25 protein-coding genes are annotated in these 24,922 nt (G+C 30.7%); 14 read left to right on the top strand and 11 right to left on the bottom strand.

What is annotated here, in order from left to right; genetic code table 11:
• The first annotated feature begins 83 nt into the window (after positions 1-83).
• The 3 genes from AC1XJX_RS00750 to AC1XJX_RS00740 are packed head-to-tail and all read left to right on the top strand — an operon-like array spanning position 84 to position 2,703.
• Positions 84-806, top strand: coding sequence for a polyprenol monophosphomannose synthase (locus AC1XJX_RS00750; RefSeq protein WP_482002042.1), 723 nt, complete (start codon positions 84-86; stop codon positions 804-806).
• 5 nt (positions 807-811) lie between these two features.
• On the top strand, positions 812-2,158 hold the full coding sequence (locus tag AC1XJX_RS00745; RefSeq protein WP_482002041.1) for a dihydroorotase: 1,347 nt from the start codon (positions 812-814) through the stop codon (positions 2,156-2,158).
• Positions 2,155-2,703, top strand: a complete 549-nt coding sequence (locus AC1XJX_RS00740; RefSeq protein WP_482002040.1) for a DUF4296 domain-containing protein — start codon at positions 2,155-2,157, stop codon at positions 2,701-2,703. The genes AC1XJX_RS00745 and AC1XJX_RS00740 overlap by 4 nt, the downstream gene beginning before the upstream one ends.
• Here the strand turns inward: AC1XJX_RS00740 and AC1XJX_RS00735 are convergent.
• Entirely contained in the window at positions 2,678-3,676 is a 999-nt protein-coding gene (locus tag AC1XJX_RS00735; RefSeq protein ID WP_482002039.1) for an NAD-dependent epimerase/dehydratase family protein, read from the bottom strand. The two genes, AC1XJX_RS00740 and AC1XJX_RS00735, sit on opposite strands and share 26 nt — an antisense overlap.
• A gap of 85 nt (positions 3,677-3,761) precedes the next feature.
• Between AC1XJX_RS00735 and tyrS the strand changes: the two genes are divergently transcribed.
• The gene (gene tyrS, locus AC1XJX_RS00730) at positions 3,762-5,057 is read left to right on the top strand and encodes a tyrosine--tRNA ligase (protein WP_482002038.1); all 1,296 of its coding nucleotides are present in this window, start codon (positions 3,762-3,764) and stop codon (positions 5,055-5,057) included.
• Positions 5,058-5,187: 130 nt separating this feature from the next.
• Here tyrS and AC1XJX_RS00725 read toward each other — a convergent pair whose 3' ends face one another.
• Both AC1XJX_RS00725 and AC1XJX_RS00720 read right to left on the bottom strand, forming a co-directional pair.
• Complete coding sequence (locus tag AC1XJX_RS00725; protein WP_482002037.1) at positions 5,188-6,168, bottom strand: LuxE/PaaK family acyltransferase; 981 nt, start codon at positions 6,166-6,168, stop codon at positions 5,188-5,190.
• A 129-nt stretch (positions 6,169-6,297) separates the two neighbouring features.
• Positions 6,298-6,639 (bottom strand): T9SS type A sorting domain-containing protein, encoded by a 342-nt coding sequence (locus AC1XJX_RS00720; protein ID WP_482002036.1) that lies wholly within the window; start codon positions 6,637-6,639, stop codon positions 6,298-6,300.
• Between the two features lie 196 nt (positions 6,640-6,835).
• On the opposite strand from AC1XJX_RS00720, the gene AC1XJX_RS00715 reads away from it, so the two are divergent.
• A complete protein-coding gene (locus AC1XJX_RS00715) occupies positions 6,836-7,516 on the top strand; it encodes a response regulator transcription factor (RefSeq protein WP_482002035.1) in 681 nt (226 codons plus the stop codon).
• Positions 7,516-8,559, top strand: a complete 1,044-nt coding sequence (locus AC1XJX_RS00710; protein ID WP_482002034.1) for a sensor histidine kinase — start codon at positions 7,516-7,518, stop codon at positions 8,557-8,559. The genes AC1XJX_RS00715 and AC1XJX_RS00710 overlap by 1 nt, the downstream gene beginning before the upstream one ends.
• Here the strand turns inward: AC1XJX_RS00710 and AC1XJX_RS00705 are convergent.
• A complete protein-coding gene (locus tag AC1XJX_RS00705; RefSeq protein ID WP_482002033.1) occupies positions 8,533-9,588 on the bottom strand; it encodes a glycosyltransferase in 1,056 nt (351 codons plus the stop codon). The two genes, AC1XJX_RS00710 and AC1XJX_RS00705, sit on opposite strands and share 27 nt — an antisense overlap.
• Before the next feature lie 188 nt (positions 9,589-9,776).
• Here AC1XJX_RS00705 and trmB point away from each other — a divergent pair, with 188 nt between their 5' ends.
• From trmB to AC1XJX_RS00675, 6 genes are all read left to right on the top strand, one after another.
• Positions 9,777-10,451, top strand: a complete 675-nt coding sequence (gene trmB / locus AC1XJX_RS00700; protein ID WP_482002032.1) for a tRNA (guanosine(46)-N7)-methyltransferase TrmB — start codon at positions 9,777-9,779, stop codon at positions 10,449-10,451.
• A 3-nt stretch (positions 10,452-10,454) separates the two neighbouring features.
• Positions 10,455-11,084: a LysE family transporter gene (locus tag AC1XJX_RS00695; RefSeq protein WP_482002031.1), complete on the top strand. Its 630-nt coding sequence runs from the start codon at positions 10,455-10,457 to the stop codon at positions 11,082-11,084.
• Between the two features lies 1 nt (position 11,085).
• Entirely contained in the window at positions 11,086-11,415 is a 330-nt protein-coding gene (locus AC1XJX_RS00690) for an MGMT family protein (protein ID WP_482002030.1), read from the top strand.
• A gap of 101 nt (positions 11,416-11,516) precedes the next feature.
• On the top strand, positions 11,517-12,653 hold the full coding sequence (locus AC1XJX_RS00685; protein WP_482002029.1) for an Mrp/NBP35 family ATP-binding protein: 1,137 nt from the start codon (positions 11,517-11,519) through the stop codon (positions 12,651-12,653).
• 3 nt (positions 12,654-12,656) lie between these two features.
• Positions 12,657-12,899 (top strand): NifU family protein, encoded by a 243-nt coding sequence (locus AC1XJX_RS00680; RefSeq protein WP_482002028.1) that lies wholly within the window; start codon positions 12,657-12,659, stop codon positions 12,897-12,899.
• Between the two features lie 204 nt (positions 12,900-13,103).
• Complete coding sequence (locus AC1XJX_RS00675) at positions 13,104-13,433, top strand: 2Fe-2S iron-sulfur cluster-binding family protein (RefSeq protein WP_482002027.1); 330 nt, start codon at positions 13,104-13,106, stop codon at positions 13,431-13,433.
• 10 nt (positions 13,434-13,443) lie between these two features.
• Here AC1XJX_RS00675 and AC1XJX_RS00670 read toward each other — a convergent pair whose 3' ends face one another.
• The 4 genes from AC1XJX_RS00670 to AC1XJX_RS00655 all read right to left on the bottom strand — a co-directional run bounded on the left by AC1XJX_RS00670 (position 13,444) and on the right by AC1XJX_RS00655 (position 17,099).
• A complete protein-coding gene (locus tag AC1XJX_RS00670; protein ID WP_482002026.1) occupies positions 13,444-14,352 on the bottom strand; it encodes a metallophosphoesterase family protein in 909 nt (302 codons plus the stop codon).
• A 60-nt stretch (positions 14,353-14,412) separates the two neighbouring features.
• The gene (locus tag AC1XJX_RS00665) at positions 14,413-15,144 is read right to left on the bottom strand and encodes an SGNH/GDSL hydrolase family protein (protein WP_482002025.1); all 732 of its coding nucleotides are present in this window, start codon (positions 15,142-15,144) and stop codon (positions 14,413-14,415) included.
• 16 nt (positions 15,145-15,160) lie between these two features.
• Positions 15,161-16,339 (bottom strand): acyl-CoA dehydrogenase family protein, encoded by a 1,179-nt coding sequence (locus AC1XJX_RS00660; protein ID WP_482002024.1) that lies wholly within the window; start codon positions 16,337-16,339, stop codon positions 15,161-15,163.
• 100 nt (positions 16,340-16,439) lie between these two features.
• Complete coding sequence (locus tag AC1XJX_RS00655) at positions 16,440-17,099, bottom strand: tRNA1(Val) (adenine(37)-N6)-methyltransferase (RefSeq protein WP_482002023.1); 660 nt, start codon at positions 17,097-17,099, stop codon at positions 16,440-16,442.
• A 236-nt stretch (positions 17,100-17,335) separates the two neighbouring features.
• Here AC1XJX_RS00655 and AC1XJX_RS00650 point away from each other — a divergent pair, with 236 nt between their 5' ends.
• Entirely contained in the window at positions 17,336-17,803 is a 468-nt protein-coding gene (locus AC1XJX_RS00650; RefSeq protein ID WP_482002022.1) for a DUF2383 domain-containing protein, read from the top strand.
• On the opposite strand, the gene rimM is transcribed toward AC1XJX_RS00650, so the two are convergent.
• From rimM to AC1XJX_RS00635, 3 genes are all read right to left on the bottom strand, one after another.
• Positions 17,800-18,324 carry a ribosome maturation factor RimM gene (gene rimM / locus AC1XJX_RS00645; protein WP_482002021.1) on the bottom strand — a complete coding sequence of 175 codons (525 nt, stop codon included), beginning with the start codon at positions 18,322-18,324 and terminating at the stop codon, positions 17,800-17,802. The two genes, AC1XJX_RS00650 and rimM, sit on opposite strands and share 4 nt — an antisense overlap.
• Positions 18,325-18,388: 64 nt before the next feature.
• The gene (locus AC1XJX_RS00640) at positions 18,389-18,904 is read right to left on the bottom strand and encodes a 30S ribosomal protein S16 (protein ID WP_482002020.1); all 516 of its coding nucleotides are present in this window, start codon (positions 18,902-18,904) and stop codon (positions 18,389-18,391) included.
• A 109-nt stretch (positions 18,905-19,013) separates the two neighbouring features.
• Positions 19,014-20,075 (bottom strand): lactonase family protein, encoded by a 1,062-nt coding sequence (locus AC1XJX_RS00635; RefSeq protein ID WP_482002019.1) that lies wholly within the window; start codon positions 20,073-20,075, stop codon positions 19,014-19,016.
• 243 nt (positions 20,076-20,318) lie between these two features.
• On the opposite strand from AC1XJX_RS00635, the gene dnaE reads away from it, so the two are divergent.
• Positions 20,319-24,704: a DNA polymerase III subunit alpha gene (gene dnaE, locus AC1XJX_RS00630; RefSeq protein WP_482002018.1), complete on the top strand. Its 4,386-nt coding sequence runs from the start codon at positions 20,319-20,321 to the stop codon at positions 24,702-24,704.
• Positions 24,705-24,922: the final 218 nt, after the last annotated feature.

Genomic DNA, 24,922 nt, shown 5'->3' with positions numbered 1-24,922 from the left:
TTATTATTGAAGAATATTTAAAAAAAATAAAAGGTTATTAATGTACATTTGCAAAACTAATTTTGGTTTCAAAATAAAGTATAATGATAGGGACTGTTGTAATTATTCCAACATACAATGAAATAGATAATATAGAGGCTATTATTATGGCTGTATTTTCTCAATCAGATGATATTCACATACTCATTGTTGATGATAATTCGCCAGATTTAACAGCATTAAAGGTTAAAGAGCTTCAAAAGAAATTCACAAAAAGGTTATTTTTAGAAATTAGGAAAGAAAAATCTGGTTTAGGAACTGCTTACATTCATGGATTTAAGTGGTGTTTGGAAAGGCCATATAAATATCTCTTTGAAATGGATGCTGATTTTTCTCATAATCCAACAGACATTATAAAACTTTATAATGCTTGTCATACAGATGGTGCTGATTTAGCTATAGGTTCAAGATATATAACAGGTGTAAACGTAGTTAATTGGCCAATGAGCAGAGTACTTATGTCTTATCTAGCTTCAAAATATGTTCGTTTAATCACTGGCATGAAAGTTCATGATACTACAGCAGGTTTTGTGTGTTACAAAAGAGTAGTGTTGGAGACTATAGATTTAAATAAGATTAAATTTATTGGTTATGCTTTCCAAATAGAAATGAAATTTAAAACCTATTTAAAGAAATTTAATATAGTTGAAGTGCCAGTTATTTTTACTGACAGAATATTTGGTGAATCTAAATTAAGCTCAGGTATAATATCCGAGGCTATTTTTGGAGTTATTTCAATGAAATTAAAAAGTCTATTAAAAAAATAGAAAAAATGAAATTAAAAACAATACTTATAAAGAATGCTAAAATAGTAAACGAGGGGGCTATTTTTAGTGGTGATATTTTAATTGAAGGAGAATTTATAAGGCAGATTAGTGATTCTATCAGCGCAAAATCATCAGATGTAATAGTTGTTGATGCTGAAGGAAAATATATCATACCAGGAGTTATTGATGATCAAGTGCATTTTAGAGAGCCAGGATTAACTCATAAAGCAAATATTGAAACCGAAAGTAAAGCAGCTATAGCGGGAGGTATTACTAGTTTTATCGAAATGCCAAATACCAATCCTCAAACCACAACAGTTAAGAAGTTAGAAGAAAAATTTGAAATTGCTGCAAAATCATCTTATGCTAACTACTCATTTATGTTTGGTGGAACTAACGATAATTTGGATGAAATTTTAAAAGTTGATACTAAAACTGTTGCAGGGTTAAAAATATTTTTAGGCTCATCTACTGGAGATATGTTGGTTGATAATCCAAAAATATTAGAAAAAATATTTGCAAGTACCAATATGGTTATTTCTGTGCATTGTGAAGATGAAACTACCATAAAAAGTAATTTAAAAGAATATATAGATAAGTTTGGAGATGATATTCCAATGAAATATCATCCAATCATAAGAAGTGAGGAGGCTTGTTATTTATCGTCATCAAAAGCTATTGAATTGGCTAAAAAAACAGGCGCACGTTTACACGTATTTCATCTATCAACAGGTAAAGAAACAGATTTATTTACTAACAAAATTCCTTTAAAGGATAAGAAAATCACATCAGAAGTTTGTATTCATCATTTGTGGTTTAATGATAAAGATTATGATAAAAAGGGATCGCTCATTAAATGGAATCCTGCTGTAAAAACAGAAAGCGATAGGCTTCAATTATGGGAAGCTTTATTGGATGATAGAATTGATGTTATAGCTACAGACCATGCACCACATACTATTGACGAAAAGAATAACGTTTATACTAGTGCACCATCAGGTGGACCATTGGTTCAACACGCTTTACCAGCAATGTTAGAAATGTATCATAAAGGTATAATATCTATAGAGAAGATTGTTGAAAAAATGTGTCACAATCCTGCGATTTTATTTCAAATAGAAAAAAGAGGCTACATTAAAGAAGGATATTTCGCCGATTTAGTTTTAGTGGATTTAAATAACCCATGGACGGTTAATAAAGATAATATTTTATACAAATGCGGATGGTCGCCATTTGAAGGAACAACTTTTAAATCTAGAATTACGCATACATTTTTAAATGGTAATTTAGTGTATCAAAATGCCAAGTTTAATAATGTAAAATCAGCTAAACGATTAACTTTTAATAGATGATTTTTAAAAGATTTATAACATATTTAATACCTCTATTAGCTTTCATAGCTTGTAATAAATTTAATGGACCAAAAAAACCAAAGAATTTAATTTCTAAGGAACAAATGGTTAATATTATAATTGATGCAAAACTTATTTCTTCAGCAAGTTCTATAAATAAAAAGTTGATGGTAGATAGTGGTGTAGATATTGAAAATTACGTTTACAATAAACATCAAATTGATAGTTTACAATTTGCTTTAAGTAATGAATATTATGCATATTATGTAAAAGATTATGAAGAGATTTATAATCAAGTAACGGATAGTTTAGAACTTCTTCAAACTAAATACAAAGAATTAGAAGCTGAAGAGTGGAAAGAAAAAACTAAAAGAGAAGAAGATTCACTTAAAGCTGTATTCGCTAATAATGATTCTACTTTATTAAAAAATAAAATAAATATAAGGGCCGTTTTTAATAAGGATTCTTTGTTAAAAAACTCAGAAAAAAGTAAACTACAAAAAGGGTTTTTAGTGGAACCTATTTCTGATAATGAATCCCAATAGAAGTAATGCTTTCTTGTACAGATTTGAAATTGTAGTTTAAAGTTTGTTTGATTTTTTCACTACTATAAAAAGTTTCAGATGAAAGCGAGTGAACAATCTGTTTAGTTAATTGCCTTCTTTTACCAGTTAATTTATGGATTAGCCAATCAAGTTTCCAGCCTAAATTTAATATAAAACTACTAGCCATTTTTTGAGGAGGTTTAGAATTCACAGCTTTAGATAACGCTTTCAAAAATTTTTTATAACTCCAGTTTTCAGAAACAATAATAAAACGCTCATTAATAACATTACTTTCCATAAGTTTTATCATTAAATTGGTAACATCTTCAACAGCAACCAAACCTACTGTTCCAGAGGTAAAATATTTAAAACCTTTATGAGCTTTTTTAAATAAAACACCTGTTCCGTAACGCCAAATACCTGCTCCTAAAATAACTCCAGGATTAACAATTACAGCATTTAAGCCTTCTTGAGAACCTCGCCAAACTTCCATTTCTGCACCATATTTAGTAATAGCATAAACACTGTTATCTGCTTCAGGGTTCCAATTGGTATCTTCAGTAATAATTTTATTGTCATGTCCCAACGTTGCAATTGAACTAACATAACAAAGCTTTTCAATATGATTCGAAATAGAAATATTTACAATATTGGAAGTGCCTTCAATATTTGTTTTTCTCAAAAGTTGATACTTATCTGGCTCAAAAGAAACAAAAGCAGCACAATGATAAACATGTGTAACGCCTTTAAAGGCTTCTAATAAAGAAGGAATATCTGTAATATCAGCTTCAAACCAGTCAATTAAGTTATAAATGTCATCATAATTTTCAGTATAATAAGAAAATACAATTTTTACATTCTTAAGTTTTTGCTCATTTCTAAAAATAGCTCTTACTTTTTTTCCGCTACTACTAGCTAGCGCATAAAGTAAATGAGCGCCAACTAAACCGGTTCCTCCTGTAACTAAAATCATGCAACTAATGTAAAGAATTATTCAGAATACATGAGTAATTATAAGTGTATTTTTATATTTGCCATAGTTTTTAAAAATGAAGAAAATGATAAAGAATTTTGTTGAAGAATTAACTTGGAGAGGTATGATACATACCGTTATGCCAGGAGCAGAAGAACACCTAATGAAAAGCATGCGCAGTGCTTATGTAGGTTTTGATCCAACGGCAGATTCTTTGCACATTGGAAACTTGGTACCTATTATGTTACTAGCTCATTACCAACGTTGTGGGCACAGACCAGTTGCGTTAATTGGTGGAGCTACTGGAATGATAGGCGATCCATCTGGAAAATCGAGTGAGCGTAACTTATTAGACGAAAAAACGCTTCGTCACAATCAAGATGCTATAAAAAATCAATTAGAACATTTTTTGGATTTTGAAAGTGATGCAAAAAATGCAGCTATTTTAGTTAATAATTACGATTGGATGAAAGATTTTTCATTCCTTGAATTTATACGCGATGTTGGTAAACACATCACTGTAAATTATATGATGGCTAAAGATTCTGTTAAAAATAGAATTTCTTCTGATTCGTCCGAAGGAATGAGCTTTACAGAATTTACCTATCAATTAGTTCAAGGGTATGATTTTCTTCATTTATACAAAGAAAAAAATTGTAGTATCCAAATGGGAGGAAGTGACCAATGGGGAAATATCACTACAGGAACTGAATTAATTAGAAGAATAGATAGTGGAAAAGGGTTTGCAATTACGTGTCCATTAATTACAAAATCTGATGGTTCTAAATTTGGAAAATCTGAAGGCGGAAATGTTTGGTTAGATGCTAACAGAACCTCTCCTTATAAATTTTATCAATATTGGTTAAATTCAAGTGATGAAGATGCAGAGAAATATATTAAAATCTTTACCTTTTTGAGTGAAGAAGATATAAATGCATTAATTAAAGAACATAACGAAGCGCCACATTTTAGAGTTTTACAAAAACGTTTAGCAGAAGAAATTACAACTATGGTTCATTCTAAAGAAGATTTAGATAATGCCATAAAAGCAAGTGAAATTCTTTTTGGTAATTCTACAAGTGAAGACTTAAGAAAACTAAATGAACAAACTTTTTTAGATGTTTTTGATGGTGTGCCACAAACCCAATTATCGCAATCTGAAATTAATAATGGAATAGATATTATTGCTGCTTTGGCAGAAAAAGGTGGATTTTTAAAATCCAACGGAGAAGCACGTAGGGCACTAAAAGAAAATTCAATTTCTGTAAATAAAGAAAAAGTAAACGAGGATTATAAAATTACTTCAAAAGATTTAATAAACAATAAGTTTGTTTTACTTCAAAGAGGTAAAAAGAATTATTTCGTTTTGCAAATTGTATAAAAAATAAAGCCTGAGTGAGAGTTCAGGCTTTATAAAATAACTAACTAACCTACTAAAATTAACCTTTCTATTTCTTAGTTTTGGTTTAAGTCGATAAGACTTTCAAAGTCTTACAAAAAATTCATTTTTTTTATAGTACCATCAAATTACATCCACGGATATCCGAATTATCAAAACGCCCAATTATTTCAAAAGAGGCGTTTTTATATACTCTGCCTAAATCTTGTGTCGCAATAAAAGAGCAGGAATTAATGTTTGCTAAATCTATAATATTAATACCTCCAGCTTTCTCAGGGGAGTTTAAAGTTAAAGCATCCTCAGTATCACGAGTTAAAGCACGCATCCAGTTGGGCGTTTTATAAATGCCATTTCCTTTAGAATATGCCTGACTTAAAAGTTCGGTCATACCATATTCGCTGTGTATAGTGTCAATTCCAAAGCCGCTTTTTAGTTTTTCATGCAATTCTTTTCTAATCAATTCTTTTCTTCTTCCTTTCATACCACCAGTTTCCATAACGATTGTATTTTTTAAGTTGAATTGATGAGTTTCAATTAAATCTAACAGCGCAAATGAAACCCCAATTAGTAATATTTTTTTACCTTCAGAATCTAGTTTAATTAATGTGTTTTTTAATTCTAGAATGTTATCCAAATAAAAACCGCTCTCAGAGTGTTTTGTAGTTTTAATCATTGAATTTACCATATAAATTAGAGAAGAACCTTCTCGTTCTAAATAAGATGGCAGTAGACCTAAAATTACATAATCTTCAATATTACCATAAAATTGTTGAAACCCTTTTGTAAAACTTTTTATATAAATATTTAAATCTACAATATGATGCTTACTGGTTAACATACCTGAAGTTCCTGAACTTGTAAAAGTGGTTATAATTGGTTTTTTTGAACTTAAAACTTCGTGAGTTTTAAAAAATTGTATAGGTAAAAAAGGAATGTTTTCAATGCATTTTACATCACTTGGATGCCTGTTTAATAAATCACAAAAAGATCTGTAAATAGGATTGTTTTCAAACTGAAAATTAAAAATTTTTAATGCTAAATTTTCAAATTCAGTTTGGTTTTTAATATTAAAAATGGAAGTAATATCTATCATTAAATGATTTGTCAGTCCGAAGTTAAAATTGTTTTACAATTTATGAATCAAGAACAAAAGACAAAAGTAGATAAAATAAAAAAGCGTTACCAAAATGTAACGCTTTAAATTTATGATTTGTAATTTAAATTATTTAATTACTAATTTTCTAGTTTCGGTTATATTATTTTCAGTAATTTTTAAAATATACACTCCTTTACTCAAATTTGAAATATTAAGTTCTTTGTCTGATAAGTTTATCGAAAAGATGAGTTTTCCTAAAACATTATAAAATTCAACTTTCTTATTTAAATTAAATCTAGAGCTAATATTTATGAATGTTTTACCACTACTAACTGGATTGGGATAAATAGATAAGCCTTCAATATTTTTATTGATTAAATTAGCATCTGCATTATTTTGAGCAACACCATTTTGGGTTGTAAAAAATGCGATTATTATAAAAAAGAATAAAAAGTAATATTTTTTCATAAACTTTGATTTGGTGTTATAAATTTAACTATTTATCGCAAAAGTGGTGCCAAAAAATTGTTAAAGATTTAAGTGATACATCGAAACGTTAAATTCTTGTGTACTGTTTGTTACCTTAATGTTATTAATTTTATAACTTTAACATAATTATGTTATTAGTTTTATCTTTACTAAAACAAACTAGGTAATCGAAATAATGAAAAAAAAGGATATTAAAATATTATTAGTTGATGATGAGCCAGATATTCTAGAGATAGTTGGTTATAATTTATCAAGTGAAGGTTATCAGGTTATAACTGCTGAAAACGGAATTGAAGGTGTTAAAAAAGCAAAAAATGAACTTCCGCACCTCATCATTTTAGATGTTATGATGCCAGAAATGGATGGTATTGAAGCTTGTGAATTAATTAGAAAAAATCCAGATTTAAAAAACACTATTGTCACTTTTTTAACAGCAAGAGGTGAAGATTATTCTCAAGTTGCAGGGTTTGATGCAGGTGCAGATGATTACATTACAAAGCCAATAAAACCTAAGGTTTTAGTAAGTAAAGTAAAGGCCTTACTTAGGCGATTTAAGGAAGAAGAGGTTTCAGATACTTTAAAAATTGGCACTCTAGTTATCAATAGAGATGAATATAAAATTACTTCAAAAGGGAAAGAAATTATTTTACCTAGAAAAGAATTTGAATTATTATCTTTACTAGCCTCAAAACCAGGTAAAGTTTTCAAAAGAGACGAAATTTTGGATACAGTTTGGGGTAATGAAGTTGTTGTAGGGGGTAGAACTATAGACGTTCATATTCGAAAACTGCGTGAAAAATTGGGTGATAAAAGTTTTAAAACTATTAAAGGAGTTGGTTATAAGTTTGTTGATTAATGCAAGCAAAATTTAAAAAATCATATCGTTTTGCAATAAAAACTTCACTTTATATAACAATGTATATAACACTCTTAATGAGTGTTTTTTTATACTTTTTATATGAACTTAAGTTTTGGCATATAATAGCATTATTTGTTAGTGTATATGTGTTTTCCTTTTTTATTATTCAGTACAGGGTTGAGCGTTTTATATATAAACGTGTTAAAAAGATTTATGATGATCTAACACTTTTAGAATCAGTAAGCTTAACAAAAGGTCCTATTACTACAGATATGCAAACTCTTACCCAAGAGATAGATAAATTTGCAAGAGATAAAAAAATAGAAATAGAAACTCTTAAGGTTAGAGAAGAATACCGAAAAGAATTTTTAGGTAATGTATCTCATGAACTTAAAACGCCATTATTTACAATACAAGGATATATTTTAACTTTGTTAGACGGAGCAATGGAAGATAAAGTTTTAAGAAAAAAATATTTAGAAAGAGCTAATAAAGGTGTAGAAAGGTTGGGTTACATTATAATGGATTTAGATATGATAACCAAATTAGAAGTTGGAGATTTAAGTCTCAATTTGGAAGAATTTAATATTGTTGAATTAGTCGAGAATGTTTTTGAAATGTTTGAAATGAAAGCTTCCAAAAAGAATATTACTTTAACATTTGATATGAATTACGAAAAACCAGTAATGGTAAAGGCAGATAAAGAGCGTATTCAGCAAGTTTTATCAAATTTGGTTGTTAATTCTGTTAAATACGGAAGAGAGAAAGGGACCACAGAAGTTAGTATAGAAAACCTTATCAAAAATAAAGTAATAGTTCGAGTAACTGATAATGGTGAAGGTATTGAAAAAATGCACTTGCCAAGGTTATTTGAGCGTTTTTATAGAGTAGATAAAAGTGGGTCTAGAAAAGAAGGAGGCTCTGGATTAGGCTTATCAATAGTGAAACATATAATAGAGGCACATAACGAAAAAATATATGTAGAAAGTGAATTTAATGTTGGTAGTGAATTTTCATTTACGTTGGAAAAGGCTAAATAAATTTTTATAATTTACTTCAAAATTAATCGTATTTAATCCAGAATAAACAGCTACTTTATTCAATTCATTCAAATTAAAATCATTTTGTTTACAACTAGCTACAAGTCCTATTTCTGTTAATCGTTTTGCTAAATATTCTTGCTCAAATTGTCCGGGAGTAGGTATAAAAAAAGCCTTTTTGTTAAGTTTAGCCAAATCCATAACTGTAGTATAACCAGATCTGGAAATTACTAAAGCACTTTCATTAATAGTTCTTTCAAGTAAATCAGAAGTCATAAAATTGTAAATAACCATATTTCCAACTATTTTCATGGTTTGTTGTTGTTCCATAATACCTTTTACAAAAACAATGTTTCCTTTGTACCGCTTAAATTCAAATAATAGTTTTTCTTCTAAAAGTGTTCTTTGTGGCTCAGGTCCAGAAATTAATATTAAAATATCATTTTTAATCTCACAATGATGTTTTGTTAATCTACTCAAGGGACCTATATATATGGTAGGGATATCAAAAGATTTTACATGTCCAAGTTTTCCACTTAAGTTAATTGCGCTATCAGTATCTGGTACCCAACAAACATCAAATTTTTTAATAATTTTCTGATGTATTTTTGTACTTAACCAAGTCGTATTTCCACTCAAAACATTCAACTGATGAGTTATAAAAACAGAAGGCACTTTTTTACTCCTTACACCCAATCTATTGTCCGAAATAATTCCACAAACATCATTTTTTTCTAAAAAATTATCAATCGCTTTTTTCTCAGCTTTTATAGCTTTTAATAGTTTAGGGGAATCTTTTAGCATTTTTAATTTAAAGAACCTACCTTTTTTAGCGTATGTAACATTGTATGAAGGCAACTCAAAATAGGCTAAGTGAGGAAATTCTTTTCTTAACAACGTTAAAGCAACACCATCACTAGCTATAATGGGTTCAAAATCATTGTAAATTAAAGCGTTTATAATAGGTATGCTCCTTGTAGCATGTCCCAAACCCCAATTTAAAGGCGCTACTAAAATTCGTTTTTTCATGTTAATTATGACGTTACCCCAAAATTCATTTTGTAGTCTGGCTTTCGCAAGTGGCTCTCTTTGAGGCGCTCCAACAATTGCTCAATCCTTAACGCGGATTTTATGTAATTTCAAAGATAAGCATAACTAAGCTCTCGTATATTTCCTTAATTTTACCAAATATTAAAATTTTTATTAGCAAATAATCTGTGGGAAGTAAAAATAAACTTAGACGATTTAGAGAAAACGAAACTTTTTCAAATGTATTTCAACCAACTCGAGACGAACTAGTAAACTCAAATTTCAATTTAAAAGGGCATTGGCGAACGGAGGTTTTTAAAAATAACAGTCCTTTAGTTTTAGAGTTAGGTTGCGGAAAAGGTGAATATTCAGTGGCATTAGCTCAAAAATATCCAAATAAAAATTTTATTGGTATAGATATAAAAGGAGCTCGTTTTTGGAGAGGAGCAAAAACAGCTGTAGAAGAAAATATTTCAAATGTAGCATTTTTACGAACTCAGATAGAACTAATTGATCATGCATTTGAAGCATGTGAAGTTGATGAAATTTGGATAACATTCCCAGATCCACAGATAAAATATAAGCGAACAAAGCATCGCATGACAAATGCCTCTTTTCTTGAAAGGTATAAACAAATTTTAAAGCCAGAGGGTGTTGTTAATTTAAAAACTGATAGTGAGTTTATGCACGGTTATACATTAGGCTTGTTACATGGCGCTGGGCATGAAGTACTTTATGCTAATCATAATGTATATAAACAAGAAGGAAGTCCAGAGGAAGTAACAAGCATTCAGACCTTTTACGAATCGCAATATTTAGAAAAAAATAAACCAATTACGTATATTAGGTTCAAAATAAAATAATTAGTGGATATAACTTTTATCTTTTTTTTAGGCTTAGTAATAGCTCTCATTGGTGTTATTCCACCAGGGTTATTAAACATGACAGCTGCAAAAATAAGCTTAAAAGAAGGTCATGTAAGAGGTGTTATGTTTTCTATAGGCGTTTGTGTTATTGTAATTGCACAAACGTATTTAGCAGCAATTTTTGCTAGATATTTAAGCATGCATCCAGAAGTTGTAGATATTCTTCAAAGGGTTGCCTTTATCATTTTTATTTTAATAACTATTTACTTTTTATTCATATCAAAGTCTAAGCCTCAACAACAATTACAGCCTAAAATGAAAAGTAAACATAGTCGTTTTTTTCAAGGGATGTTTTTGTCTGCAATAAATGTATTTCCTATTCCTTATCAAGCATATATGACAATTACATTAGCTTCTTTTGGTTGGTTAGATTTTAATCAAATAAGCATTATATCTTATGTTTCTGGAGCTGCTATGGGTACCTTTGTAACGTTATACACATATATATTCTTTTTTGAAAAAATAAAAGGAAAATCATTTACTTCTCAAAAAAATATGAATTATGTGATAGGCTCTATCACTGGGATTATAGCTATTATTACCCTGATAAATATTATTAAAGAGCTTTAAATTGGAAAAAGAATCAAACAGTTTTTTTGATAAAGTTTATGAAGTAGCAAATCAAATTCCTTATGGAAAAGTTACCAGTTATGGTGCTATTGCAAAATACTTAGGAGCAGTCCGTAGTGCTAGAATAGTAGGTTACGCCATGAATTGTTCTCACAACAAACATATACCAGCGCACAGAGTTGTAAATCGAAAAGGCCTTCTTACTGGTAAACATCATTTTGCGGGTACAAATCTTATGCAACAACTTTTAGAAAATGAAGGTATAGAAATTGTAGACAATCAAATTCAAAACTTTGAAACTGTATTTTGGGATCCTTCTAATGAGTTATAATAGTTACAGCTTTAATACACAAATCATTTTTAAAAAAAGGACTTTAGTTTCTAGACAATTCACTGTATATTTGCATTTTAGAATGATTCTTAATAGAAGAAATGAAATTAAACAAACAAGAGATATTTAAAGCGTTAGAAAACATCACAGTTCCTGGTGAAGGTCAAAATATGGTTGAAAGTGGCGCTGTTAAAAATGTAGTAACTTTTGGTGATGAAGTAATTGTAGATATTACTATTAAAAACCCGAGTTTACAAGCTAAAAAACGCACAGAGGTCGATATTTTAAAAACCATACACGAGCATGTTTACGAAAAGGCTAAAATTACAGTTAATGTTAAAGTTGATGCACCTTTAAAACCTAAAGTAAACGTTATAAAAGGAAATTCTATTCCGGGAATTCAAAATATTGTAGCAGTTGCTTCTGGTAAAGGTGGTGTAGGTAAATCTACTGTTACTGCAAATTTAGCAGTAACATTAGCCAAAATGGGCTTTAAAGTAGGTGTTTTAGATGCTGATATTTATGGCCCTTCTATTCCAATCATGTTTGATGTTGAAGCTGAAAAGCCTTTAGCTGTAAACGTTGCCGGAAAATCTAAAATGAAACCTGTTGAAAATTACGGTGTAAAAATATTATCAATAGGTTTTTTTACTCAACCTAATCAAGCAGTTGTTTGGCGTGGTCCTATGGCAGCTAAAGCTCTAAATCAAATGATTTTTGATGCAAATTGGGGCGAACTCGATTTTATGTTAATTGATTTACCACCGGGTACTGGAGATATACATTTAAGTATCATGCAGTCGCTTCCTATTACAGGTGCTGTTGTAGTTAGCACACCACAAAATGTGGCTTTAGCTGATGCTAAAAAGGGTGTAGCCATGTTTCAACAAGAAAGTATTAATGTTCCTGTTTTAGGAATTATAGAAAATATGGCTTATTTTACACCTGCGGAATTACCGGAAAATAAATATTACATATTTGGTAAAGAAGGCGCTAAAAATTTAGCTGAAGATTTGCAAGTACCATTTTTAGGTGAGATACCTTTAGTGCAAAGTATCAGAGAAGCAGGAGATATTGGTCGTCCAGCAGCTTTACAAACGGCAACCCAGTTAGAGAAGGCCTTTGAAAAACTAACTCAAAATGTTGTTCAAGAAGTTGTATTAAGAAATGATAATTTACCACCAACTGAAGCTATTAAAATAACTACCATGGCAGGTTGTTCAGCCGTTAAAAAATAAGTTATGACAACAGAAGAGTTAAGAATTAATATTGAAAAAGCTTTAGACGAAATTCGTCCTTTTTTACAAAGTGATGGTGGTGATATTTCATTATTATCTATTGAAGATGATAAATTAGTAAAAGTTCAACTTCAAGGTGCATGTGTGGGTTGTAGTGTAAATCAAATGACTCTAAAATCTGGTGTTGAAATGACCATAAAAAAATATGCTCCTCAAATAGAGCAAGTGTTAAATGTGGAATTATAAAATACAATCAAAACACTGATAAAGTATTAAATAATATATCTTTCTAATAAATTAAGTAATCTCATAGTTAAATAATTTTAATGATTCCTTATTTTTTTTGTTTCCTATCGAATTCTCACAAAAATTAGCTTAAAAATAGTTGCACAACCATTAAATTTGTAGTGTAAATAATGTGTGATTTTATTTATTAACAAAACTTATGCAATGACGGATATTAATATTAAAATAACAGATAGAGAAGGTATAATACATGAAGTTATAGCTCCTACAGATATGGCTATGAATCTTATGGAAGTAGTGCGTTCTTACGAATTAGCTCCAGAAGGCACCATTGGTGTTTGTGGCGGGATGGCTATGTGTGCCTCTTGTCAATGTTATGTATTGAGTGATACGGAGTTGCCAGAAATGAGCGATGATGAAGAGGCGATGTTATCTGAAGCTTTTGATGTTAAATATAATAGTCGTTTAGGATGTCAAATCCAAATGACTCCAGAAATGGAAGGTCTTGAGGTAGAATTGGCTCCAGAAAGTTAATATATTGGGTTTATTTAATTTGGTTAGTTTTATAATAAATTATTTTTTCAGGACCCTCTAAAGGTATTCTAACTATTTGTAAAAAACCGTCTTCATTTGTTTCAATTTGCCATTTTATTAATGATATTTCTCCTTTTTCAATCTCAATTCCTGTTATACTTCTTGGATGTACGCAGCTTCCATCATTAAAAAAAGGTATGTCACCAGGTTCGGGAAAGCGTGGTCTGTGGGTATGGCCAACAATAGTTACTAAATTATTATTTTCAGAAATCCATTTTTTGGTTCTGCGTTCTACTTTTATTAATTCTTTATAGTTTTTTGCAGGACTCGTTGGGTCTGCAATTCCCATAACATTTAGAGGTTTCCAGAGTATTCTAACCAAAAATCTGCTCCATTTCCAAAACAAAAAATTCCACCAATCTGCTTGGTGACCGTGTGTTAAAAAAACTTCTTGATTTGTAACTGAATGTTTTAAAATAATACCCTCATGATACTTGATGTCTTTAAACAATTCTTTATCCTCTCCTGTTTTTGGGTCGAAATAGGTAGATAAATGTTTCTTAACATATTCAGAGTTTCTATAAACCATATCGTGGTTTCCCCAAATCATATGCAAGCGTTTTTCATCATGAAATTGTTTCATAAGAGAATAAACATTCTTATGAGCAAAAAAGATAGATTCGAATGATAGATTTTCCCAAAGTTCATCACCATCACCAATTTCACAATATTGAAAACCTTCGTTATAATAATGTTTTAAAGCATGAAAATATATATTTCGGTTGTTAGCAAAGTCATCAGCAAAACTGTTATCACCTCTATGACAATCACTAAAAAGTATAAACTTGCTAGCATCATCAAAAGCAATGATTTTAGCAGTTTTATAAGCGTTATCTAATCTTTTTTTTGATGATAGCATAAGGTAAATGTAAGCAAAAAAGAATTTTTAAAAAACGAAAAAATAAGGTCAGAGTAAGATTTAATTTTTTAGCTTTTCAACAGCAAAAGGAAGTATCCGCTCAACAAATTTATTGTAAGCTAGTTTTGATGGATGTAATCCGTCCGAAGCAACTAAATCAGTATTATTGAGTCCCATTCTGGTAATATCTGTAATATTGATGTAAGTAATATTATTCATCAAGCAATAGTTTTCAGCAAATGCATTATAAAGGTCTATTTCTTTAGATATATTTTCATTTTCCTGTCCAAATGGTGTAAACGCATAATCAGGAATAGATATCACTATAAGATTATTTTTATTTCCTTTTAATTTACTTATCGCAATATTTACTAGTCTAGGAAATTCAGTTTCATAAATTGAAAAAGGTTTTTTTTGATATTGATTATTTACCCCAATAAGAAGCGTAGCCAAATCGTAGTTGATTTCTAGGTTTTCAGATGCTATGGTATTGATTAAATTAGTGGTTGTCCATCCGGTTTTAGCAATCACTTTCAACACAAAACTTTTTTCAGTTTGAAAATTTTTAATCAAGCTGTCTTTTAACTGTTCTGGAAATCTACAGGTTTCACAAACACTTTCTCCAATAGTGTAACTATCACCTAATGATAATATATTTAGAGTAGTACTAACTTCAAGATTCAGATCTAGATTTTCTTCATTTGATTCTTTTTGTAGAGTCGCTTGTTGGTCACTACTACAATTAAAACTCATAACAATCAAACCTATAAATAAATAAAAAATCTTTTTCATTAGGAGTGTTAATATATTATTTAAAAGCATTTAATCCAGTAATGTCTAGACCAGTTATTAGTAAGTGAATGTCATGGGTTCCTTCATAAGTAATGACACTTTCTAAATTCATTGAGTGTCGCATGATACTATATTCTCCTGTGATGCCCATACCTCCTAAAATTTGTCTAGCGTCACGTGCTATATTTATAGCCATATCAACATTATTTCGTTTTGCCATTGATATTTGTGCTGATGTTGCAGTTCCGTTTTCACGCATAACACCCAATCTCCAAGCTAAAAGTTGTGCTTTTGTGATTTCGGTAATCATTTCAGCAAGTTTTTTTTGCTGAAGCTGAAATTGTCCGATAGGTTTACCAAATTGCATACGTTCTTTACTATAACGAAGTGCCGTATCGTAACAATCCATAGCAGCACCTATTGCTCCCCATGCAATGCCGAAACGCGCAGAATCTAAACAACCAAGAGGTGCGCCCAAACCAGATTTATTAGGCAGTAAATTTTCTTTAGGTACTTTTACGTTGTCAAAAATAAGTTCTCCCGTAGAGCTAGCACGAAGAGACCATTTATTATGAGTTTCTGGAGTTGAAAATCCTTCCAAACCACGTTCAACAATTAAACCATGAATACGTCCACTTTCATCTTTTGCCCAAACCACAGCCACTTGTGCAAATGGTGCATTGCTTATCCACATTTTAGCACCATTTAATAAGTAGTGGTCGCCTTTATCTTTAAAGTTTGTTACCATATCACCTGGGTTGCTACCATGGTCGGGTTCTGTTAAACCAAAACATCCCATCCATTCTCCACTTGCCAATTTTGGTAAAAATTTTTGACGTTGTGCTTCATTGCCATATTTCCAAATAGGGTACATAACTAAACTTGATTGCACAGATGCAGTACTTCGAACTCCGCTGTCTCCACGCTCAATTTCTTGCATAATCAAGCCATAAGAAATCTGATCTAAACCAGCACCACCGTATTCCATGGGAATGTATGGACCAAAAGCACCAATTTCTGCTAAGCCATTTATAATTTGGCTAGGGAATTCAGCTTTTTGAGCGTATGCTTCAATAATTGGTGATACTTCACGTTTTACCCAATCTCGAGATGCGTTTCTGACTAATTTATGCTCTTCGGTTAAAAGCTCATCTAAATTGTAATAATCTGGAGCTTCAAATAAATCTGGCTTCATAAAATTTAATTTTATTCAGTGTTGTTGCAAATTTATTGAAAATAATAGATAAAATAGATGTTTTTTTAAGAATTAAGTAATTTTCTTGTTTTAGAATTTATTACATTTTTATGTAGAATTTTTTTGTCAATTCTCTGTAATCATCGGTATACTTATGTCGAGAATTTTCAATAACTAATTCATTGATATCTAATTTCTTTTCTTCAAAAGAAAACATAATCAAACATCTTTTTATTTCTGATAATGGAGTTCCTCTTACATGTAATAATTTATTGGGAAACAAATTATTAGTTTTAGCCAATTCAAAGAATTTATCTTTTTCTTTGAAAGGAATAACTACTGAAAAATTCCCATTGGATGAAAGTAACTTTGAAACACTTTCCAAAAGTTGGTTGAAAGGCATAGCGTCTTGGAATCGTGCTAGATCTCTTTGTGGATTTTCAGTTTTATAATTTTCTGAATAAAAAGGCGGATTACAAATTATTAAATCATATTTATCTTCTATTTCTTCTGCAAATTCTTCAAGCGAAGCATGATAACAAAATAATCTATCCGCCCAAGGCGATTGTTCAAAATTTTCTACACATTGTTCATATGCGTTGTCATCTATCTCAATAGCATCTATAATTTCGGCATAGCTTCTCTGTGCTATCATAAGAGATAAAACACCAGTACCAGCCCCTATATCTAAAATTGAAAAAGGGTTTTTATCTAATGATGCCCATGCGCCTAATAAAACGCCATCTGTACCAATTTTCATGGCACACTTGTCTTGGTTTACTTGAAATTTTTTAAAATTAAATCGATGAATGGTCATTTTGTTTCGAAAACTAGATTGTTAATATCACTCTTTTTTTGTTAATAACATTTTTTTTGTTAAATTAGCTGAAGAATTTGTAATAAAATTTTGATACAACATAATCAATATTGTTTTTTATCGTTATTTTTAGCTTTTAATCAGTTTTCTTGAATCCCCAAATTTTAACCAAAAAAAACATGAAAAAACCAAAAAAAACTGTTGCCTACTTAAACGAATTACTTACTCTAAATTTCGAATCTGAGAAAATATTTTTACAAGCGCTTGAGCGTGTTAATAATTCAGTTTTAAAAAATTTTTTTCGAGTATCTGGTCATGAAAGAAATCAAATTATCCGGTTGTTAGATTCTGCTATAAGACAAAAAGGAGGTGTACCTTCCTATCCTGAAGATTCTTTTGTGGCTAATCATAAGTTAAGTTCTAATATTAAAAAGATTATAGCTTCCAAGAACGAACAATTATTGTTAACAGAAATAGGGAGACTAAAATTAGCTGATATTGAAAAGTATCAAAAGATTCTTAATAACTATGAATTTTCTGAAGAAATAGAGTCTTCAATAAAAAGCCAAAAAGACATGCTTGTAAAATCGTTGTACTCTATAGAAGTTCATAAAGATTTATTTGCTAAAAATATTGTTTCTTTCTAGAGGTATAAATCAATTAATCCTTCAGGTGTTTCAACTAAAATAGTCTTAGATTTTCTATCTAATTTTACTATAAATTCATCATTCATAGGTATTAATATTTGTTTTTCATCTTTTTCAACTTCAAATAGTGCTTGGGCTGTTGAGTCATTTATACTAACAATTTTACCAACTTCACCATAATTTTTATCAAACATGGTAAAACCAATTACCTCATGAAAATAGAATTTGTTACCTTCTAATTTAGGTAAGAATTCTAAAGGTAAATAAACGGCGGTTTTTAATAAAGCATTGGCATCGGCTTCTTCATAAACATCTTCAAATTGTACCCTTAACAAATCAGATTTATGTAGTTGAGAACTTTCAACAAAGAAAGGGATGAGTGTGCCTCGAACTTCAACAAACATAGCATCTAAATTTTCATAAATTTCTGGTTCGTCTGTATCTAGTTTTATTAGTAATTCTCCTTTAAAACTATATTTTTTAACAATTTTACCTAAGTAAAAGCAATCTTCTTTTTTCATTTTTCTAAATAAAAAACTCCGATATATTTTATCGGAGTTTAAAAGTATAAAAAATTATTGTTTTTTATTCTTCTTCGTTAGAAGCTTCAACTTCAGCAGTTGGAGTTTCTTCTTCAGCTATTTCTTCAACAACAGGAACTGCGGCAGCTATACGTGCTTCATTAGCAGCTTTTTCAGCTTCTAATGCTTTAGCTTTAGCTTCCGCTTCTGCTTTAGACAATCCTTCTGTTTTAGATTGAACTTTTGCTGCTTTACTTTCTATCCAAGCTGTGAATTTAGCTTCCGCTTGTTCTTCTGTTAAAGCACCTTTTCTTACACCACCAGCAAGATGGTTTTTAAGTAATGCACCTTTATAAGATAATATAGCTTTCGCCGTATCTGTTGGTTGTGCACCATTTTGTAACCATTTTACAGCGCTATCAACATTTAAATCAACAGTAGCTGGGTTAGTGTTTGGGTTGTAAGCACCTAGTTTTTCTAGGTATTTACCATCTCTTTTTGATCGTGCATCAGCTGCTACAATCCAGTAGTAAGGTTTCCCTTTTTTACCGTGTCTTTGTAATCTAATTTTTACTGGCATAATAATTAATTATTTGAGGTTCTCGACCTCTGTTATTAATAAGGGCGCAAATATACCATATTTTTTTAATTATCAACACTTTATTTAAAACGAAATACTACGATTTTAATTAGAAAATTAAACAAGCAGGGTTAGGTATTTTAACTTCGTGTAAAAATGATAATTTCCCAGATACTGCATCAATTTTAAAAACAGTGATATTACTACTGTTTTTGTTAGCAACTAAAAGAAATTTACCAGTAGGGTCTAGTGTGAAATTACGTGGCCAATCTCCATTAACAGCAATGTTCTCAATTTTTTCTAAAGTGCCTGTTTCTGTATTTCTTTTAAAAACAGCTATGGTGTTTTCTCCTCTATTTGAGCCATATAAAAAACGTTCGTCTGTACTTAAATGAATGTCAGCACATTTATTAATGCCTTCAAAACCTTCTGAAAGTGTAGAGTAATGATTTATAAGTTTAAAACTATCACCATTTCTTTTGGCAGCTGTAATACTTCCTGCGTATTCATTAATTATGTAAATAAACTCCCCGTTTTTGGTTAGTTTAAAATGTCTTGGTCCAGCATTTTCAATAAATTCAACTAAAGAGGAGTCTTTTAATGTGTAATTATTATCATTTTCTTTTTTGTATAAATACATGGAGTTTCTCCCTAGATCTGCTACAAAAAGTTCATTTTTTACAAATATTGCTGAGTGAGCATGAGATGTTTGTGTACTAGTATTATGATTAAAAACTTGTGAAGCTTCTTCAAGGCTACCATCTTCATTTATGTTATAAAGTGCAATATTGCCTCCAACATAGTTTGAAGCTACTGCTTTAATACCTTGCTCGTTTATTGAAATATGACAAGGTGCACCACCAAAACTTTTTACTTTATTAATAAATTCTAAGGTTCCATTTTTTTTAACTTTAAATGATGAAACCGTTTCATCACCTTCTCCAACAGCATACATAAATTTCTTATTTGGAGAGTGTGCTATAAATGATGGATTTTTAATATTAGCTGCTAGACTTAAGTTTGATAGCTCTCCCGTTTTTGTGTTAAATTGCATGTGATAAATGCCTTTACTGTCTTCAGAAGTATAGGTGCCAACATGAAGAGATATTATTTGTTGTTGGCAGTTAAGTGAAATAAATGCAATCAATAATGATAAAAATTTTAGTTTCATTGGAATGTCTTAGATTATCAAATGTAAAGTAATTTCTATTAGCAAAAAACATAGAAATTATAAATTAAGGCATTTTATAAGCTTATTTTTTGCTATTTATAATTCTGTATTCAACAGAATAAAACAATTTTTTTGTTCAAAACTCTTAATAACTTGGTTTAAAAAAAGTGATATTTCTACGTATTTTTATACTCTTCGTTTTTGCTCAAAACGGAAAATAGAACTCAACAATAAACCTAAGAAATGTATTTAATTTTTGATACTGAAACTACCGGATTACCAAAACGTTGGGATGCTCCGATTACCGATACTGATAATTGGCCAAGGTGTATTCAAATTGCATGGCAATTGCATGATGCTATGGGTAATTGCATCGAACATCAAGATTATTTAGTTAAGCCTGATGGATTTAATATACCATATGATGCTGAAAAAATTCATGGTATTTCTACTGAGTTAGCAGAAGAGCAAGGAGTTTCTTTAAATGAGGTTTTAGAAAAATTTAATGAAGTTTTAGGTAAAACTAAGTTTGTAGTAGGGCAAAATGTAAAGTTCGATTTAAATATCATGGGTGCAGAATTTGTGAGGGCAGGTATTGCTAATCCATTGCAAGAACTCCCGGTTTTAGATACTTGTACAGAGCACACAGCTGAATTGTGTCAGATACCTGGTGGGCGTTATGGTAAGTTTAAACTACCCACTTTAACCGAGTTGCACGAATATCTATTTAATAAACCATTTGCAGAAGCTCATAACGCAACGGCGGACGTTGAGGCAACATCCCGTTGTTTTTTGGAGCTTGTTAGATTAGGCGAGTACACTAAAGAGCAATTGGATGTTCAATCAGATTATTTTGTAAATTTTAATGAAGCAAACCCTGTCAAAATTCAGTTAATAGGTCTAAAACATATTAACTTAAAACAGGAAAGTGCTAAAATTAAAGAGCGCCTTAAAAAGGCGGATACAAACCAAATTTCTTCAGAAGAAATAAAACAAAACATATCGGATCTTGAAAATGTTGATTTTGTGCATTTGCATAATCACTCTCAATTTTCAGTGTTGCAATCTACAATTAGCGTTACTGATTTGGTTGCTGCTGCAGCAGAGCATCATATGCCAGCTGTAGCATTAACAGATCATGCGAATATGATGGGCGCTTTTCACTTTGTGAAAGCTGTAAGCAATCATAATAGAAGTGTTACAGCAAAAAATGAAGCGGCTATCGAGAAAGAGGAAATCCCAACTGCTGTTAAGATAAAACCAATAATTGGGTGTGAATTTTTTGTTTGTGATGACCATACCGATAAAACAAGAAAAGATAATGGTTATCAAGTAGTATTTCTGGCAAAAAACAAAAATGGGTATCATAATTTAGCAAAATTATCGTCTCATGCCTTTGTGGATGGGTTTTATTATTTACCAAGAATTGATAAAAAACTCATTCAAAAATATAAAGAAGATTTAATTGTTTTAACTGGAAACTTATATGGCGAAGTGCCAAGTAAGATACTAAATATAGGGGAGAATCAAGCTGAAGAAGCGTTAATTTGGTGGAAAGAACAGTTTGGAGAAGATCTGTATATTGAGTTGATGCGCCATAAACAAGAGGATGAAAATCGTGTAAACCAAGTATTAATTGATTTTTCTAAAAAGTATAATATCAAATTAGTAGCTACCAACAATACTTATTATTGTAAAAAAGAAGATGCCAATGCACACGATATTTTATTATGTGTAAAAGATGGCGAAAAGCAAGCTACACCAATAGGCAGAGGGAGAGGGTATCGTTATGGGTTGCCAAATCAAGATTATTATTTCAAGTCTTCGGATGAGATGAAACTTTTGTTCAAAGATTTACCAGATGCTATAACTAATATAAAAGAAATTGTTGATAAAGTTGAATCATACGAGTTAGCAAGAGAGGTGTTATTACCAGCTTTTGATATCCCTGATGAATTTAAAAATGAAGAAGATTTAGTTGATGGTGGCAAACGTGGTGAAAATGCTTATTTAAAACACATTACTTATGAGGGTGCTAAAAAAAGATATCCTGATTTAACCGATGATATTAAGGAACGTATTGATTTTGAGCTAAGTGTTATCCAAAACACAGGGTATCCAGGTTACTTTTTAATTGTTGAAGATTTTATTAGAGAAGCCCGAAAAATGGATGTATCTGTTGGTCCAGGTCGTGGGTCTGCAGCAGGTTCAGTAGTAGCTTATTGTTTGTGGATTACTAACATAGATCCGCTTAAATACGATTTACTTTTTGAGCGTTTCTTAAATCCAGATCGTATTAGTATGCCCGATATTGATATCGATTTTGATGATGAAGGTAGAAGCCGTGTTATGGATTACGTAATTAATAAATACGGAAGCAATCAAGTAGCGCAAATTATTACTTACGGCACAATGGCTGCAAAATCATCTATTCGAGATACTGCTCGTGTTTTAGATTTGCCTTTATTTGATGCTGATAGAATTGCGAAATTAATTCCAACCATGTCTAAGCTAAATAAAATTTTTGGTTTAAGTGAAAAGGAATTGAGCAGTAAATTTAGAGCTGAAGATTTAGAAAAGGTGAATCAGCTATTAAATATTTCTGAAGGAGACGATTTAGAAGCTGAAACCGTAAATTTAGCAAGAATCCTAGAAGGATCTGTAAGAAATACAGGGATTCATGCCTGTGGTGTAATTATAACACCAGATGATATTACCAAGTTTGTACCAGTAGCTACAGCAAAAGATTCGGATTTGTATGTAACTCAGTTTGACAACTCGGTTGTTGAAGAAGCAGGGTTGCTTAAAATGGATTTCTTGGGTTTAAAAACCTTAACACTTATTAAAGATACGGTTAAAATTGTAAAGGCTAAACACGATATTTTATTAGATCCTGATACGTTTCCACTTGATGATGAAAAAACCTATGAGTTATTTCAAAAAGGAGAAACTGTTGGAGTTTTTCAATACGAATCTCCCGGAATGCAAAAACATCTTAAAGATTTAAAACCTACAGTTTTTGAAGATTTAATTGCGATGAATGCTTTGTATCGACCGGGTCCGATGGAATATATACCAAGTTTTGTTAGAAGAAAACACGGTAATGAAGCTATAGATTATGACCTTCCAGCTATGGAAGAATACCTAAAGGAAACTTATGGTATCACTGTTTATCAAGAGCAGGTGATGTTACTATCGCAAAAATTAGCAGGTTTTACAAAAGGTGAAGCCGACGTTTTAAGAAAAGCGATGGGGAAAAAGCAAATTGCTGTACTAGATAAAATGAAACCTAAATTTATCGAGCAAGCAAGTGCGAATGGGCATGATGCTAAGGTTTTAGAAAAAGTATGGAAAGATTGGGAAGCATTTGCAAGTTATGCCTTTAATAAGTCGCACTCTACGTGTTATGCTTGGATAGCTTACCAAACAGCTTATTTAAAAGCCCATTATCCTGCGGAATATATGGCTGCTGTACTCTCTAATAATATGAATGATATTAAGCAGGTCACCTTTTTTATGGAAGAATGTAAGCGTATGAAATTACCTGTGCTTGGTCCTGATGTTAACGAATCGTTCTATAAATTTTCAGTAAATAAAGATAACGCAGTACGTTTTGGTATGGGTGCTATTAAAGGTGTGGGTCAAGGAGCTGTAATAACTATTGTTGAAAACAGAAAAAAGGACGGACATTATAAATCTATTTTTGATTTTTCCAAACGTATCGATTTAAGAGCAGCCAATAAAAAAGCTTTTGAAAATTTGGCTTTAGCTGGTGGATTTGATGGTTTAGGAAATACTCATCGGGCTCAGTATTTTCATGACGAAGGTGATGGTATTACATTTTTAGAGAAAGCCATCAAATACGGGGCTAAGCATCAAGAAAATGAAAATTCTTCACAAGTAAGTTTGTTTGGAGATGCTAGTGATGTACAAATAGCAGAACCCCAAGTGCCACCTTGTGAAGAATGGGGTACTATGGAAAAACTGGCTCGTGAGAAAGAAGTAGTAGGTATATATATATCTGGGCATCCGCTTGATGATTTTAAAACAGAAATGAATACGTTTTGTAATGCGAGTTTAGCCCTTTTTAGAGATTTAGAATCTTTTGTGAATAGGGAAATGGTTTTTGGAGGCGTTGTAACAGATGTTCAGCATCGCGTAAGCAAACAAGGTAAAGGTTGGGCTTTGTTTACTATTGAAGATTATACCGATACTTTTGAGTTTAGAATTTTTGGTGAAGAATATTTAAAATTCAGGCATTTTTTAATGAAAAACAACTTTGTTTTTGTTAAAACTTTTGTTCGTGAAGGATGGGTAAATAAAGATACAGGAAACAAAAGCGATCCTAGGCTGCAGTTTAATAGTTTCCAATTGTTGCATGATGTGATGGAAAATTATGCTAAAAAATTATCCATACAAGTTAATATAGATGATTTAGAACCTCAAAAAATCAATGTTTTAAAAGAACTTTTGCATATGCATCCTGGAAACCAAATGCTTAATTTTGTGGTTTACGATAATAAAGATCAAATAAAACTTAACATGCCTAGTAGAAAACAAAAAGTGAAAGTATCACAAGAATTGCTTAATGAATTGGAAAACAATAATGTTTTTTATAAGCTGAATTGATTTGTGCAAAGGATAGAAGCGGCATCCTTTTTTGTGACATTAATAAACTTGATTTGATAGCTAAAAAGTTTAACACAAAAAAGATATAGCGGATAGCCTGTTTTATGCGCTCAAATATTTAAAATAACCTTAAACAATGTAGGTATAAGGAAAACAAATTGTTAGGTTGTAAGCTTTCGCGTTTTTTTTGACTAATTTTGTGTTATTAAAATTAATTA

The organism is Flaviramulus sp. (assembly GCF_982512915.1).
The sequence above is the reverse complement of the archived record's forward strand: the minus strand, read 5'-3'. Positions and strand labels throughout refer to the sequence as shown.

Coding starts and splice junctions, on each gene's coding strand:
- AC1XJX_RS00750 (WP_482002042.1), top strand. CDS start 84: ATGATAGGGACTGTTGTAATTATTCCAACATACAATGAAATAGATAAT.
- AC1XJX_RS00745 (WP_482002041.1), top strand. CDS start 812: ATGAAATTAAAAACAATACTTATAAAGAATGCTAAAATAGTAAACGAG.
- AC1XJX_RS00740 (WP_482002040.1), top strand. CDS start 2,155: ATGATTTTTAAAAGATTTATAACATATTTAATACCTCTATTAGCTTTC.
- AC1XJX_RS00735 (WP_482002039.1), bottom strand. CDS start 3,676: ATGATTTTAGTTACAGGAGGAACCGGTTTAGTTGGCGCTCATTTACTT.
- tyrS (WP_482002038.1), top strand. CDS start 3,762: ATGATAAAGAATTTTGTTGAAGAATTAACTTGGAGAGGTATGATACAT.
- AC1XJX_RS00725 (WP_482002037.1), bottom strand. CDS start 6,168: ATGATAGATATTACTTCCATTTTTAATATTAAAAACCAAACTGAATTT.
- AC1XJX_RS00720 (WP_482002036.1), bottom strand. CDS start 6,639: ATGAAAAAATATTACTTTTTATTCTTTTTTATAATAATCGCATTTTTT.
- AC1XJX_RS00715 (WP_482002035.1), top strand. CDS start 6,836: ATGAAAAAAAAGGATATTAAAATATTATTAGTTGATGATGAGCCAGAT.
- AC1XJX_RS00710 (WP_482002034.1), top strand. CDS start 7,516: ATGCAAGCAAAATTTAAAAAATCATATCGTTTTGCAATAAAAACTTCA.
- AC1XJX_RS00705 (WP_482002033.1), bottom strand. CDS start 9,588: ATGAAAAAACGAATTTTAGTAGCGCCTTTAAATTGGGGTTTGGGACAT.
- AC1XJX_RS00685 (WP_482002029.1), top strand. CDS start 11,517: ATGAAATTAAACAAACAAGAGATATTTAAAGCGTTAGAAAACATCACA.
- AC1XJX_RS00680 (WP_482002028.1), top strand. CDS start 12,657: ATGACAACAGAAGAGTTAAGAATTAATATTGAAAAAGCTTTAGACGAA.
- AC1XJX_RS00675 (WP_482002027.1), top strand. CDS start 13,104: ATGACGGATATTAATATTAAAATAACAGATAGAGAAGGTATAATACAT.
- AC1XJX_RS00670 (WP_482002026.1), bottom strand. CDS start 14,352: ATGCTATCATCAAAAAAAAGATTAGATAACGCTTATAAAACTGCTAAA.
- AC1XJX_RS00665 (WP_482002025.1), bottom strand. CDS start 15,144: ATGAAAAAGATTTTTTATTTATTTATAGGTTTGATTGTTATGAGTTTT.
- AC1XJX_RS00660 (WP_482002024.1), bottom strand. CDS start 16,339: ATGAAGCCAGATTTATTTGAAGCTCCAGATTATTACAATTTAGATGAG.
- AC1XJX_RS00655 (WP_482002023.1), bottom strand. CDS start 17,099: ATGAAAATTGGTACAGATGGCGTTTTATTAGGCGCATGGGCATCATTA.
- AC1XJX_RS00650 (WP_482002022.1), top strand. CDS start 17,336: ATGAAAAAACCAAAAAAAACTGTTGCCTACTTAAACGAATTACTTACT.
- rimM (WP_482002021.1), bottom strand. CDS start 18,324: ATGAAAAAAGAAGATTGCTTTTACTTAGGTAAAATTGTTAAAAAATAT.
- AC1XJX_RS00640 (WP_482002020.1), bottom strand. CDS start 18,904: ATGCCAGTAAAAATTAGATTACAAAGACACGGTAAAAAAGGGAAACCT.
- AC1XJX_RS00635 (WP_482002019.1), bottom strand. CDS start 20,075: ATGAAACTAAAATTTTTATCATTATTGATTGCATTTATTTCACTTAAC.
- dnaE (WP_482002018.1), top strand. CDS start 20,319: ATGTATTTAATTTTTGATACTGAAACTACCGGATTACCAAAACGTTGG.